Raw genomic sequence first — 14156 nt, 5'->3', positions numbered from 1 at the left:
AACGGCGCCTGACAGGCGTCCAGAATCAATGATCCTTAAATGCGGGGGTAGGTTGCATTTCTTGGGCAACTCGTACTGCTCTGGCAGGGACCACTGCCTGTGTTGGGTACGCGTCCAACACAATCGATGGAATTAGGCGCTGGGTCAGATCGGAGAAGGTAAATCCGGGAACATCCTTCGGGCGCGGGCCAGTTGCTTTCACGAGATCGTCCAGCGCGGCTGGAGAGATGCCCAGTGGTCCTAGGCGATGGGTGAGAACGCTGCGGCGTTGCTCTTCATTAGGTCGGCCAAAAGACAGAACTTCAGCTGCACGTCGCTTCACAGCCGGATCCAAGGCGCTGAGACGATTGGTGCACATGATGACTGCGGCTGGCAGTTGGGCATTTGCAATTCGATCAATGCCCCTGATGAAGGCGTTCACACCAGCCCGGTCCTCGTGATGCATCTGCGCATTTTCGCGAGATTGGGCCAATGCGTCTGCTTCATCGATCAGGAGGATCACAGCACCACGTGCGCGGCCACTGCCCGATTTGAGTTTTTGGGCTTCTTCAATGGTGTAATCGAAGGCTGCTGAAATCAGCTGAGTCATTTCACCGACTCGGCCTTGCCCGCGAGTTGACAGGCTCAATGGGAAGAGGGTGATGCCGATGTCTTCCTGACGGGCAACAGCATCCCCGATAGTCTCTGCCAGCTCGGTTTTACCACTGCCCACATCACCAGCAAGCACTACGAGAGGAGGGCGCCGTAGAACTGTATCGATCACAGATTCGGAACCGGGGTGGAATTTCTTGGCCCAGTTAGCGAGGCCGGATGAGTTAACCAGAAGGCCAAGGATTTTCGCTAAACGGACCTTCTGGTCGTCCAGGCCGACCAGCCTGGCCAACCGTTCTTGTGGTTCGAAGTCCGGGTAGCTGACGCGGTATTCGAAGAGTTCATCCAGCGCTGGCTTGTTCATCAGTAGCTCCTTACGGTCGAACGGTTGAGGGTGTGGCCCCCGGATGAATAGGCATTGTCTGAGGTCAGGTAGCCATTGACTTCCGGCTCATTGGCCTGGCCTCTGCTGACTGGCACTTGGCTCTTAACGGCATCTCGCTCGGTTTGGGATGCATTCCGCCAAGCATCGTTGTAGGTCATGTAGCTATAGAAGCTTGCCCCGGTGATGTCGGCATTCGGGCGAATCCGCCCTGGCGTATCGTCGACACCGCCGCTGGAAAGCTCAGACGCGGTGTATTTGAGAGTGGGTTCAATCCACTTCCCATCGCGTTTGAACCCATAGGTCACAGTGTCCAGGTAGCCCGCTTTCAGGAAGGCTGTCACCTCTTCCTCGTAATCCGAGATCCACTGAGTGCTTGGCTTGCCATAGAGGCGTTGAAGGCGCATCAGATCAGCGGCTACCTTGGCGGCCATGTGCTTGGCGTGCGTCAGGGTGAAAGTTTGAGATTCTGAAACCGAGTAGCTGGAAGACGACATGCTGCTACCTCACACCTGGAAGGTTGAACCGAAGACCTGTTGCCAGTAGCCAACAGTCAGTTGTTTGTTTGGCGCGTAGAGCGCTGCGTCGATGGCATCACCTGCGTCCAGGGCGGCCTTGATGAGCGCGTCGATGTTCTGCTGCGTGTAAAGCCGGGCCACGTTGTTAGTCGGGTTCACGGGATCGATAATCTGCAACGGGTCGGTGAAGGTGCCGACCTGCGATGCCGGGTAGTTGTCGGTGAAGAAGATCTTTTCGCGCAGTTCCGACCGGGCGATGTAGGTGAAGAAGGACTGAAGAGCCTCCGGATAATCTGAGAAGTCGACCCCGTCGTCACACAGCTTCGACAGGATCATCTCGATCATGAAGGACTTGAACCGGAAACCGTCGCGCTCACGCTTCATCAACGCTGCCCAGTATTTCACCAGCCTCACGACCTGGGCGTAATGCGTTGGCTGGGCACGTTTGCGTGCTTTCGCGAACTCCAGGTGGAGCGGGATACTCGTTTCCAGGAACGAGCCATCTTCCTGACTGATCAAGTTGCCCCGCCACTGGGGAAGCCCGTTGTAGAGTACGGGAACGATATCGACGTCGAGGCCTGACCCACGAAACGACACGGTAACCGAGTAAGTTTGCGGCACTACCTGATCAGGGCTGAAGTTGGCGAAGGCTTTTCGCAGCTTCTCGGCCAGGTAATCGATCAGCGCTTTGGTGTCATGCGGCGCATCGGAGCCGCTGATGTAGACGGCGACGTCGATGTCACTGAGAGAACGCAGAGCGGTCCCTTTTGCCAGGCTCCCAGAGACCAGCATTCGCTTGAGCGAGAAGTCTGGATGGTCGGAGAGGTAGCCTTCCAATTTTTCCTGCAAACGCCCGGCCTGCTCCCGATATGCGCTAGCCTTTTCCTTGGGCAGGTTCACTTTTTCTTCAGCGAACCGTGCGATGTCGCGGTGGTCTACGTGTTCTCTGGACATACCCTTCCCCCTAGGGATTTGCATTAAGTGAAGGCAGAACGACCACGCCACACAGCGCACATCGGCTAGCCAGGCAGAAAAGTTCGGTATAGCGAACTTTGTATTTACGCTACTCCGAATTTCGGTTTTGTCAAACACTTTGTTCGGAATAGTGGTACAATTTTTTGACCACAACAGAAAGGAGCGAGATCGTGACGACCCGTCTCGGTGAGAAGCTCCGCGAGCTTCGTAAGCAGCGCGGGCTTACCTTAGAGAAGCTGTCAGACATGGCTGGGCTGAGTAAAAGCTACCTCTGGGAGCTGGAAAACCGTGAATCCCAACGGCCATCAGCAGAGAAGCTCACGGCCTTGGCTGACGTGCTGGGCGTAGCGACCCAGTACTTTTTCGAGGAAGACGTAAGGGCCCCTGAAGAGCGCCATCTCGACGATGCGTTTTTTCGTGGGTACAAGAACTTGGAACCAGATGCCAAGGAGCATCTCCGGAAGATTCTGGAAACGTTCAAGAAGGGAAAATAATGGTCGACAAGCAGGTATGGACACCTCAGAAGGCAGCCAACCGGCTGTCCAAGATCATGGAGGCGTTCGATAACGCACACGGCGGTAGATTTCCAGTTGATGTGCCGATGCTGGCCATGGAAGCAGCCAGGATTTTTGGCTGGTCTGATCCGATCACAGAAGTCACTCCGGTCGACATCAAGAGCTTTGATGGCGCGTTATTTCCGGACGAAGAGCGAAAGAAATGGATGCTGCTGTACAACAGCGCAATGGCCTCCCCAGGTCGAATCCGTTTTACACAGGCGCATGAGCTAGGTCATTACATCCTGCATCGCCAGGACCGTCCGGCATTTCAATGCAGTGGCGATGACATGCTTGAGTGGGAGGAGAAGACCATTGAAGCCCAGGCAGATCTCTTCGCTTCCTACCTGCTCATGCCTCTGGATGACTTCAGGGCCCAGATCACTACTACCGTTGACCTTGACCTGCTCGGCCATTGTGCTGAGCGGTATGGTGTCTCCCTCACAGCCGCTGTTCTGAAGTGGCTTCAGTACACAGAAGAAAGTGCGGTTTTGATTCTGTCACGCGACGGCTTCATGCAGTGGGCATTTCCGAGCAGGCCAGCAAAGCGCGCAGGCGTCTTCTTCCCTACGCGTAAGCAAACCATCGAATTACCCGCAGGCTCTCTGGCAGTCGCCCCGGGCGTCAGGCACGAGCGTAAGGGAGTCGAACTGCCAGCAAAAATCTGGTTCGCGCATGCAGACGCTAACACTTGTGTGCGAGAAATGAAGGTTTCGTCCGACCAGTTTGACTACGTCCTGACTCTTCTTGTTTTGCCGCGCTCGGCCTCTGTTTGGCGCCCGAATGAAGACAGTTTTAGGCCCTGGGAGTTTAAGCGGCCACGTAGTTGACGCAGTTCGTTAGGTCGCTCACGTCCAGACGTATTCGAGCTGCTTGGCCAGGGAGGGGGCAACTGGTCTATCGTCTTCCCACATGCCTTCATAGGCGGTGATCGTACGGCCTCTCTGTGGGGCAACATGACACTTCCAGATCGCTGGCGAGCCCTATTGGTGGAGGGGCAATCGCATGCTGCAATGTGGTAGACTTAGCACGTTCGTCGGATGTCGGTTTACCTGCTGGAAGCCAGGGGCTGTAAGGGATATATTGGTTCTGCGGGTCAGAAAACGTCCATCAAGCTTCTGACACAATCGGAGTCACTCATGTCTGTCTCAGAGTCTATTTTCAACCGTATTAAGCACATGCCGAAGGGCAAGCCTTTTGCTGGCGCACTATTCGCGCAGGCAGGCACTCGCGCTTCGGTTGATAAAGCACTGTCGCGGATGGTGATCAGAGGCTCATTAGAGCGTGTCGCTCGCGGCGTCTACATGCGCCCTAAGCAGAGCGAGTACACAGGCAGGAAGGTCAGAGCCAATCCGATTCAGGTAATGGAAGCGGTTGCTAGGGCAAGAGGGGAGACTATCCAGGTGCATGGTGCTGAAGCTGTTCGCCGCCTCGGGCTCAGCACTCAGATGCAGGTGCTTCCGACCTACTATACCAGTGGATCAACTCGTGAAATTAGAGTTGGAAGCGCGGTTGTGCGGCTTCGGCATGTGTCAAGCCAGCGTCTACAGCAGGCAGGCACTAAAGTGGGCGTTGCGCTCACTGCGCTGCTGTACTTAGGACGAAATGAGTTGACTGAGTTGGTGGCCCAGAAGGTTGCTAACTCCCTCAACAGCGAAGAATTTAACAAACTCATGGCCTGCAAAATGCCTGAGTGGATACGCTTGGCACTCTTCAGTGCTGCTAAGGAATTTGAGTGTCAACGTCATACTTCGATCTCCCCAAGGCTGGTCAACGCGAAATCCTAGATGAAGCTTTCGCAGAAACTGGCCGCTCCCCAAGTGTGCTAGAAAAGGACATCTGGCTGACACTGGTTCTCCAGCTTCTGTTCGCGATGCCCGGCCGGAAAGCCATGGCTTTCAAGGGTGGCACTAGCCTTTCAAAAGTTCACGGCGTGATCAAGCGGTTCTCCGAGGACGTTGATATCACCGTGGACTACAGAGGATTGGGCTGTGAGCATACCGTTCCTGAGTTGTTAAAGATGTCTGGTGGTCAGCGTAAAAAAGTAAGCGCTGACCTTATTACAAACGTAGGGCGCTACACCCGTGAATCGGTCATGCCGTACTTGGTTGCTCAATTTCCAAGCTACGGGTGCGCTTCGGAATGCCAAGTTTCCGTGAGCGAGGATGGCGAATCGGTCCACATCTACTACCCAGCCGTCGCTGCCGACGCGAAAGGCTACCTGCGTGATCACGTCTTGGTTGAGTTTGGTGGTCGAAATATCATCGACCCCAATGAGGTTCATACGATCCAGCCTGACATTGCAGGGATGTTCGAGGGTATTGCTTTCCCGAAAGCTGAGGGAGTGGTTGTTCTGTCGCCGGCCAGGACCTTCTGGGAGAAGGTCACGCTGATTCATGCCCAGTGCAACAAGCCTATTCCCGAAGGCAAAGACCGAATCTCTCGGCATTGGTACGACCTTGCCATGCTTCTACAGCACAATGTCGGTGCCGAGGCTAAGAACGACCTCGATTTGCTCGCAGACGTGATTGCACTCAAGTCTGTCTTCTTCAACAGCGCCACGGCTCATTATGATCGGTGCATCGCTGGTGAAATGAACCTCATTCCTGGTGAAGAAAACTTCGCCCGCCTGGAAGGTGACTACTCTGCAATGGAGGGATCAGGTATGTTGAACGGCCATTTTTATCCCCTGAAGGGCATCATGGATGACCTGACATCGCTCCAGGAGCATGTAAATCAGCTTTCGTTAAGTCGGCAGGTGGAAGTGTAGTCGCTGTTGCCGGTCACCAGGCTGGAGGTGGGGCTCTCTCAGATGCCCCAGCTCGCGCCCCCGCTTGTCGAGGGCCAGATGAGTGTCGATACGCCATTTCGGGAACCACTAGATATTACCCTGCACCACTGCGGTAAAAGTCCTTTTCCCGCTGTCTAGTTCTGCCTGACGCATCGGCCAACGTCGCTATTTTCTTCCTAACTGACGCCGGGGGCAGCGGTATGACGAGTTCGATCTGGCCAAGGTCCCTTAGAGGCCTAGCTGCTGGCCTCTCACCTGAAGCCATGAACATGCAATCGGTCCAGGTTATCCAGTACATTCAGTGAGATGCACTATGCGTGAAGATTTAACGGAAGAGGAAATGCGCCAGGCGCTTTTCGGAGCGACCCAAGCGGCTGTGGCTGTTAACGCACGCGCTCCGGTAACCTCACCTGCCAGCGTTACGGCGCCGATCAAGGCCCCGGCTAAGCGGAAGGCCTCAAAACCGTTTACACCCCGGTTGAGAGTCGTCCTGGAGGTCAGCAATGAGTTCGAAGGGAAGACCTATGAATTTGTCCACGAAGCAGACACGCTCAGTACGCTGCTGGCACAGCAAGATGCCACGAAGGCCGCAAGAAAGAAGTACCGATACGTCGAAGTCGTGTCAGTGACGCCAATGTAGCCAGTGGGCTATAAGCCCCAACTGGCACTTGCCCGCACTCAGCCTTTGCAGCCATCGATAGCCGCCGGTCCAAACCGGCAGAAAATCGCCAGTGAAGGTACTCTGGTTCGGTCTACTGACGCCTAGTCAGAATCAGGACTCGGCACTATAAAAATTCAAATTCCGTCCTTACGAAATACTTCGGTAAGCTCATTGTAGTGATGGCTGTAGATTACTATGGTTCCGTTATTATATAGCTTGACAACGTGTTTGCTGTTTAGAGCTATGCTGGCAGGGTCTGAGTCTAAGTCTTTCCAATCGTCGAGAGAAAAGTTAAAGAAAAACATTCATCCAGACGATGAGCTGAAATCCAATGGTAGATTAGTTTCGCTATCTTCCACCTCGTTCACTATCTTGCAAATAAGTTTGTTTGCTTGCTCTCTATTGGCGACGGCAGGCTCAAGCTTTAGTTTTTCGAAAATAATTGCCAGCCTTTCTTTCTTGGTTTTCATCGAACCATAGTCCCTAATGTTCATTGTGATTGCTATCCATTCTGTGTGGGGCGGTGATATCTTAAAACCTTTGCTGGCCAGCAAGGCCTGAGCGAGCGGGGAGGGGGCATCACCCTTACGCCCCAACCCACCCCCACCTGGCATCGTTCGGCGCAGCCGGTTTCGTACTCAACACGATTGATACGAGGCCGTTTAGCCTCGCTCTCCAGTCGTCGCTGAGACGTCTTCGGCACTGAGCTTCGATTTCATCAGCTCATCCTCCAATATGGCCATTGCAGATTGAAGTTTCGAAATCTCGATGTTGAGCTTGCTGATCGTTTCCTGACTTTTCTTGTACTCAGCCATATAGTAGTCGCGTGCTTGGGCCGTCTGCTTGGTGGTTGCAGTAAGGGAACTCACACTCACGCGCGCCTCTTCAAGCTGGGTGAACCAGTAGACAATCTCCAGCCTACTCTGCTCCAGAAGCTGTTCAGGCGTTTTGGTATTGGCTTTCGCAATCGCCTGGTCCTTCTTCTGCTGCTCACGACCGGCCTTGATCCGCTTCAGCTCCGCTACAGGCCATTCGCGATGGTAAATGGTGTTGCGGTGCACGCTTGCCAGCTTTGCCAAGCTCGTGACGTTCACAGGCAATGAGAGGTCCCTCTCTAGCTTCTTGAGCGCTTCGTTCAGGCTGTACGTTACTGCGTCAAAACTGTCGGCATTCTTCGCGTCATACGGTGCTGCACTCATACTGAAACCTCCATGCCCAAGTTTCTCAGTACACCTTCTGCTTCAGCTATCGCCAGCTTCAGCTGTGCGACTGACGCTGCCGTCTCTTCAGATGCGCGAAGGTCAGCAAATGCTTCAGACGAGGCGCTCTCGATTTTCCTCAGTGCCAGGGTGTTCTGCACGTAGACCTCTTGCCATTTTGGCGCATTGGCAGGTGTCACTACCGCGTTTTTGCACCGGTTCGGGTTGCAGCGCAGAGAACCGATACAAGGTAGCGACGGATCTTGCGTATCGGTAGCGTTGCCGTAGCAGTAGCCCTGGCCGACGTTGATAACGGCAAAGCCCAACTCGGCCATGCGATCAAAAATCTCATCCTTCGAGTATCCAGCTTCGAGATAGCCCTTGAAATAGGCTTTCAAGCGACTGCGATGAGCGTCTGCATTATCGCCCGCGTATCCGCCTTCGGGGTCGCACGAGTTGACGATGAACTCTCGCTCAGCATCGTGGCGGGATGGGGCGTCTCTGCCGCCTCCAGACACCAGAGCGTCGCCGATGCCACCGTAGTCGATGGTCACCGTTTTGTGCCGACGTTGCTCGATTCTGCTCGCTAGGTGGCCGAAATGCTTCAGCTGGTACGAAATGAAAGGGAGCCCGACTGCTGCTCGGAACATCTGGTTGGCCAGGGAGTGCCTCAGGGTGTAAGGCGATACGGCCAGCGGCTCAAGCTCTTCCGGCGTCAGGACCTTCGTTAGAAATGCCAGGAGTTGATGGCCAAGCCCGCTACCGCTTACCGAGTTTGCGGAGTCTTGCATGCCAGGCTTGATGGTATTCATGTTCGTTATAAGAAACGGGTTTTGCTTGAAACGGTTCAGGATGCGCAGCACTTTCACAGCGTCAAGAACGGCGGGGATTGCCACCCATTTGTCCTCGAACAACTTTCCGTACGTTTCTCGACCTTTGAGCACGGTACTGACGATCAAGTCGTGACCGAAGTCATCTTTAACGAGGCAGTCATCAGCCAAGCACCCCGATAGCTCTGAGGGGCGCATCCCAGTGTACTGAGCGATGATATAGCCTGCACTATTGTTGACGTGCGTTATGTACTCATAAAAGTCATCGTCAAGCTGCGTGTCTGTCAGTTTTACAATCGCTGCCTTGTCTTTGAAAAGGCCTGGTCGTTGTGGGGACCAGTATTCTGTGTCCATCTTGTATAGGAACGGAGTAATCTGTTCGCCGGTATAACCACGTGAGTCCATGCGGATTGCGATGTAGATGTCATAAGCGCTTCGCGTGAGCTTAACTCCATTGGCTTCATCATAGCCGGAAAGTTTCAAGCGGCTTAAGGTATCAGTATCCCTAATCTCTTCATTTAAGGCTTTAAGGAAATCAACTACTGCAAATGATGCTGCGCGCGAGCATTTTTCAAAGATTTTATTAGGAAGCCATTTTTGTTTGGTTCTGACCTTTATCTCTTTTAGGCCATTTGTTTGCCAGCCTAAGCCCTCCAGGTCTACGTGGGCTAGTGGCTTTGCAAGCACGTTTTCGATCATAAAATTTGATCGTAAAATGTTAAAGCCTTGCAATGTTACACGGCGAAATGAACGATCAAATACCTTGGCCTCAGTCTGAAAGTCATCTTCGGTGAAGTCGGATAGGCTGAAGTGCGAATTCTCAAAGAAATCCTCACCGTGCTCCAGACGCTTGCGTTCAGACATCTGGTCGAAGAACGGAATGGTAGACTTGAAAATGTCGAGAATGGTGTGGGGCTTATAGAGCTTGGGTTTGTCTTGTATTCGCAACGCACCTGGAATCTCTAATGCACACAGCATCGCCATTTTAATCTCGAATAAAATGGTGGTGTTGATGCTGTCGTAGCTACTGAAATCGATTCGGGATTTGGCGCCTTGGATGTCCCTGGGCAGAATAGCTGTGCCGTCATTAAAGTCCCACACCGAGTCTTTTACCTGGCTTTTCTTACTGACGGGTAATTCCAGCAAGGCATTCATCAAGCTCAGAGCGTTAAATCCGCTCTCTGCATTCGCAGTTGTAGCTATGATTTGATTGCCTAGGTGCTGAAATAGCTGCTTTCGCACAGGCTTGAATTTACGTATCAACGTTTCAAAAATCATCACAGCGTTACTCCTTCGATCAGGGGACTTATGATGATGTGCTCTGACAAACGTTCTGCCTCTTCCAGTTGTTCGGCAGTGAACCCTTGCTCTGACGGTGTAAGGATGCTGTCCAATACCTCTACGTTCTCTAGTATGATCGCACCATACGGGGTTTGTGCAATATCGCTCGTTGCCAGCATGTCTTGGTATTCTCGGCGCATTGCGAACAACTCGGGCAGCTGCGATACGTTAATAATTGAATTGCTGCACGACAGGCATTTGTTCAGCAGTGAGCATGCATTGCCTTTCTTGTACGACGCCATTTTTTTGATGTCGTCGGGTGGATCGTACACATTTTTGCATTTAATCAAGCCGGTGTTAATTGCAACGGGTGCGTTCGCACCCTCTGTCGACGCGTCAGTTTCCGTAGCTGCATGCTCAGAATGGTCGGTAGCAACGGCTTCTTTGTGAATTTTTGCGAGTGCGCTCTCAAGAATATCGCGCGCAGTTTTACTGAACTCCATACGGTCCAGGTACTGAATCGTGGTAGACAGGGACTTGTGCCCCAGCATCACCTGTATCTCGCGCAGAGACACACCTTGCTCCACAAGCTCAGCCACCAGGCTGGGGCGGAGTCGAGATGCTGAGATGTTGATGTCTTCACCATCCTCACCTTTGAGTTGGTGATCACGTGCAAATTGAGTCATGACCCAGTTGATAGTCGTGGCGCTTTCAAAAGACTTAATTTTTCCCAACTCGCTCCAATGTCGAGAGTCAAAAATGAATAGTCGATCCCTCATGACCCCCTCTGCGCGTAGGCGAATATTACGGGTCAAGAACTCGACCTCAGCGAAAATCGCTTTGATTTCTTTGCTCTGGTTGATAGTCAGCCACGTTAAATCTGCGTCGATCAGATCCAAATGTAACTGTTTCTCCCCGTCTGAGCGCTCCTTCCAGTAACGCAGATATGGCCTTAGAGTGAGCGCATGAGATTCAACAAAGTCGTCAAGGTCTAATGTTTTAAGAGAGTCAGCGTTCAAGCCTGTTATCTGAGCAAGACGGGTGATGTAGGCTGCCATATGACGAGGCGTAATATGGTAAATGATACCCCAGGTCTCGTAAGTCTCGATCAGGCCCAGCCCCACGTAACTTAATATCCTTAAGAAGCATTTCTGATACTCATCGCCTTGGTCGGCAGACCCTGGCCCGATTACCTGGCAGTTCAGCTTGTTTTCGAAAATCCAACGAGCATTATCCAGTGATACAAACCCTCTCTTAAGCTCACCGTTCCCATCCACTGGGTCGCAGCCGCCCCCAAAAGGAACATAGTCCTTTGCAAGATTATTGAGTTTAAGGCGCTCTGCCTCACAAGCCTGTTTGATCTGAAGTCGAACCGATTTAGGGTAGGGGCGATACTCATCGCTATTCCGATGCTTTTTGAATCCTTCAATGTCAATAAAGGTTGTGAAGTCTAGTCCTTTTATCTTCGTCGCACGTTTGTACGTCGAACGAACAGCAGAGAGTATTGAGTCGGCTGTGTGTGTGGACAGCTTATCGCTCTGGACTTTCTCGACTAGAAATTTTCTAAAAACGGCCAGATAGTTGGCTTGAAAAAGATCGCGAACGTCCTGGGTCCCAGAAAAGCCAAGTACCTGGAGGTGCTCAATGGTAAATCTGAATCCTTCGCTATAGTTGATTTTGGTTGAGTCTGATCGTGCTCCCATCGAGGCTGCTGCGAACACATGGAGCAGCTTCCTGAACGGGATATTTGGGTCATCCTCCACTAGATCTTCGTAGCAGGTGACAGGAATCTCTCTCAACTCAAGAAGCAACATTCTGGGTGACGGTTTGCGAGGGGATTTAAGTTTCTGCTTCTTATCCTCAGTTTTACGCTCGGCCACCGTCTTGTAATCAGATTTGATAACGCCAAGGGCTATCAAGTCTCCAATGATCCAGTCGTAGGTCTCAGCAACTAAGGGGAACTTAGCGCGCGCCCACTTCAAGTTACCCATACCTTCCATGTCGTAGAGGCTGGCCCTAGAGCTAATAACCTTGGCGACAACCGGAATTTCTTTCCTCTCTGTTTCGGTGAGCCCCTCGTACCAGAGCAGAAGCTTGCGGCGCCATTCATTGGCGATTGAAGGATGACCGAGAACGACGATGTTTACTTCGACCATTCTCTGGAGAACTGAATCGAGTATTTCTCCACGTGAATAAAACACAGGTCCCCCACACCCCAACTCTCTTTTGAGGTACGTGAACGCCAAACAAGGCTCGCCTTTTTGGCCAAGCTGGACAGTAAGCAACGATTGTCGGCTACTTTTAACCTTTTCTGCCCAATCTCTGATCGACTGCGTAATCAATTCCTCATCACGCTTTTTCGGTTTGATTGCTTCTGGCTGCAAGGTTTGGCTGGGTTGGACGCTTGGCTCTTGGCCTTGTTCTTCTAGGGAGGGGGCGGTCGGCATCATCATTTCTTATCGCTTGTGTTTATGCGCTTGGTCGTTCTTTCTCGCAGCAGCCTCATCTCGCCTGCCTTGGTCTTCAGCTCGGTGCCGGGCTTGCGCAGCTTCTCGTAGATGTCGTGAGGGATCTTTGTGTACCCCTCCGACGTGGTGGCGCTGTTGTGGCCAAAAGCTTTGGCGAGAAGGGCTAGCCTTTCGTCATAGCCCTTCCCAAGGTCTGGGCTGCCGAGCATGAGATAGGCCCCGCCGTGTCGAAATTTATGCGGCGAGATCATCCGCTTGATTTGACCCCCTTTCAGAGCACGCTCGCACACCCGCTCAAGCAGCTTTTCTACGCTTTTGGTTTTGAATGGCGTGCCTTCAGCGTTGAAGAACGCGGGCGTTTTCTCTGGATCCTTGTAGCGGCGGGCCCTGGCGCGATACAGGGGTGTTTGATGGTATTTTTCGACACGCTCCAAAGAGGTACGGCTCACGATGGTTAGACGCGGCTTGATGGCGTTCTTCCTCGCTTTACTTCCTGCGATGTACAGCGGCGAGTAATCAGCATTGATCGGAATATTCGACTCGGATGAGACGATGTGCAGTGTCTGGTGGGCCAGGGCATTCCGAATGTCCTGGAGGGTAATCCGTGGGACCTCCGACACTCGGATCCCGGAGTCGTACATGATTTGCAGCAGGCACCGCTCACGCTCTGAGTGTGCTTTCAGGATTACAGCTTCAAGTTCCACCATGCTGCTGGGCTGGATGATGCCTCGCGTATGGGCAGCACCTCTCCGGATGGGGCCTCCCTCGTATGGGTTGTCTGCGCGGAGTGCAGGCTTGCCGCCAAACGACTTGCACAACTGATGCGTGAAGAAGTGGTTGTAGGTTGCATCGCGGGCTTGGACGGTCTTTGGGGCCAGTCCATCAGAATCTAGCTTGGAGAGGTACGCTTCAAGGTGACCCAGGCCGACCGTCAGCAACGCATCATCGCGATCACAGGTCTGGTACTCAGGTCTGGCATTCAGGTACGTCAGGAGGTAGGAGATTCGTCTGCCGTATGACAGCACGCTTGGATCTGCGAGGAGGATGTTTCGGTAGTGACGGTTAAGGTAGGACGTTACTAAGGGGAGGGCACGTTCATCATCGTCGAACAGGGCACTGCCAGTTACCTGGACTAGCGGATCGATGGACTCTGGCTGGGCTAGGAATCTCTCTCGGAATGGGCCATTGGCCAAGACTGACTCGCTGAGGTCTAGCTCCCGACCTCTTACTGCTACTACCTTCATTTTCTGTTACGTCCCACACATCAGTTTTACAGCTACTGATGTTCATTATCCTCTCATCGGTGAGGCTTGGGAAGCGTCTGGCTTGAGGGTTGTAGAGGGTGTTGTGCAGTTTAATGTAGGGGGGAGGAAATCACGGCCTCGGCAGCGTGGTCAGTACCGATCACCAGGCCGTTGTTGGCGTTCGCGATGGTGTACTGGGCCACCATGCGGATACGCGCCTTGGCGTTGCCGATGACGAAGTCGCGGCGGGCGTCGGTGAGGCCGTGCAAATGCGCGACCTGCTCGGACAGCCCCAGCACGGCGCCGGCGATATTGACGGTGTCTTCCACGTCCGCGCGGATGAACTGCATCGAGGCGGCGGCGTCGTGTTCGTCGTGCTGAATGTTGTAGGGCAAGCGCACGGCGATGAATTTATAGCCGTCGTCGCCGGTTTCGGCGCGCAGTTCTTCTACCGACAACTGCGCCAGGCGGCCTGCGGTGAGCGAGTCGACACCGCCGCTGATGCCCAGCACCAGCACTTTCACATGGGCGTTGCGCAGGCACTGCTTGATGAATGCCTTGCGCCGCTCCACTTCGGCCACCAGGGCGGCAGTGTCGGCGAAGCGCGGTACCACGTTGAGGGCCGCGGCGATTTCGATTTGACGGTTGCTCATGTCGAACTC

At 53.3% G+C, this 14156-nt stretch carries 13 protein-coding genes and 1 pseudogene; 5 read left to right on the top strand and 9 right to left on the bottom strand.

Annotated features, from left to right (window positions below):
- Nucleotides 1-25: 25 nt before the first annotated feature.
- Genes QBK88_RS02065 through QBK88_RS02055 form a run of 3 tightly spaced genes read right to left on the bottom strand, consistent with a single transcriptional unit; the run spans nt 26 to nt 2445 of the window.
- Entirely contained in the window at nt 26-955 is a 930-nt protein-coding gene (locus tag QBK88_RS02065; RefSeq protein ID WP_277960714.1) for an ATP-binding protein, read from the bottom strand.
- Nucleotides 955-1470, bottom strand: coding sequence for an HORMA-1 domain-containing protein (locus QBK88_RS02060; protein WP_277960713.1), 516 nt, complete (start codon nt 1468-1470; stop codon nt 955-957). The genes QBK88_RS02065 and QBK88_RS02060 overlap by 1 nt, the downstream gene beginning before the upstream one ends.
- 9 nt (nt 1471-1479) lie before the next feature.
- Nucleotides 1480-2445 carry a CBASS oligonucleotide cyclase gene (locus QBK88_RS02055; protein WP_277960712.1) on the bottom strand — a complete coding sequence of 322 codons (966 nt, stop codon included), beginning with the start codon at nt 2443-2445 and terminating at the stop codon, nt 1480-1482.
- A 191-nt stretch (nt 2446-2636) separates the two neighbouring features.
- Between QBK88_RS02055 and QBK88_RS02050 the strand changes: the two genes are divergently transcribed.
- From QBK88_RS02050 to QBK88_RS02030, 5 genes are all read left to right on the top strand, one after another.
- Nucleotides 2637-2960, top strand: a complete 324-nt coding sequence (locus QBK88_RS02050) for a helix-turn-helix domain-containing protein (protein WP_191488564.1) — start codon at nt 2637-2639, stop codon at nt 2958-2960.
- Nucleotides 2960-3850, top strand: a complete 891-nt coding sequence (locus QBK88_RS02045; RefSeq protein ID WP_277960711.1) for an ImmA/IrrE family metallo-endopeptidase — start codon at nt 2960-2962, stop codon at nt 3848-3850. The genes QBK88_RS02050 and QBK88_RS02045 overlap by 1 nt, the downstream gene beginning before the upstream one ends.
- A 309-nt stretch (nt 3851-4159) precedes the next feature.
- Nucleotides 4160-4807 (top strand): DUF6088 family protein, encoded by a 648-nt coding sequence (locus QBK88_RS02040; RefSeq protein ID WP_277960904.1) that lies wholly within the window; start codon nt 4160-4162, stop codon nt 4805-4807.
- On the top strand, nt 4756-5790 hold the full coding sequence (locus QBK88_RS02035; RefSeq protein WP_277960710.1) for a nucleotidyl transferase AbiEii/AbiGii toxin family protein: 1035 nt from the start codon (nt 4756-4758) through the stop codon (nt 5788-5790). Before QBK88_RS02040 ends, QBK88_RS02035 begins: the two co-directional genes overlap by 52 nt.
- Nucleotides 5791-6124: 334 nt before the next feature.
- A complete protein-coding gene (locus QBK88_RS02030) occupies nt 6125-6451 on the top strand; it encodes a hypothetical protein (protein WP_277960709.1) in 327 nt (108 codons plus the stop codon).
- 326 nt (nt 6452-6777) lie between these two features.
- Here QBK88_RS02030 and QBK88_RS02025 read toward each other — a convergent pair whose 3' ends face one another.
- The 6 genes and pseudogenes from QBK88_RS02025 to nadE all read right to left on the bottom strand — a co-directional run.
- Nucleotides 6778-6942 carry a hypothetical protein gene (locus tag QBK88_RS02025; RefSeq protein WP_277960708.1) on the bottom strand — a complete coding sequence of 55 codons (165 nt, stop codon included), beginning with the start codon at nt 6940-6942 and terminating at the stop codon, nt 6778-6780.
- 192 nt (nt 6943-7134) lie between these two features.
- Entirely contained in the window at nt 7135-7671 is a 537-nt protein-coding gene (locus tag QBK88_RS02020; RefSeq protein ID WP_277960707.1) for a hypothetical protein, read from the bottom strand.
- Nucleotides 7668-9779: a site-specific integrase gene (locus QBK88_RS02015; protein ID WP_277960903.1), complete on the bottom strand. Its 2112-nt coding sequence runs from the start codon at nt 9777-9779 to the stop codon at nt 7668-7670. Before QBK88_RS02015 ends, QBK88_RS02020 begins: the two co-directional genes overlap by 4 nt.
- Nucleotides 9779-12235 carry a tyrosine-type recombinase/integrase gene (locus QBK88_RS02010; RefSeq protein ID WP_277960706.1) on the bottom strand — a complete coding sequence of 819 codons (2457 nt, stop codon included), beginning with the start codon at nt 12233-12235 and terminating at the stop codon, nt 9779-9781. The genes QBK88_RS02015 and QBK88_RS02010 overlap by 1 nt, the downstream gene beginning before the upstream one ends.
- Nucleotides 12232-13275 carry a site-specific integrase gene (locus tag QBK88_RS02005; protein ID WP_277960705.1) on the bottom strand — a complete coding sequence of 348 codons (1044 nt, stop codon included), beginning with the start codon at nt 13273-13275 and terminating at the stop codon, nt 12232-12234. Before QBK88_RS02005 ends, QBK88_RS02010 begins: the two co-directional genes overlap by 4 nt.
- Before the next feature lie 347 nt (nt 13276-13622).
- A pseudogene (nadE, locus tag QBK88_RS02000) lies at nt 13623-14147 on the bottom strand (NAD(+) synthase); the annotation flags it as partial.
- Nucleotides 14148-14156: the final 9 nt, after the last annotated feature.

This window comes from Pseudomonas sp. RIT-To-2, assembly GCF_029623465.1.
GTDB lineage: Bacteria > Pseudomonadota > Gammaproteobacteria > Pseudomonadales > Pseudomonadaceae > Aquipseudomonas > Aquipseudomonas silvicola.
This window is presented reverse-complemented; position numbering and strand designations above follow the sequence as displayed.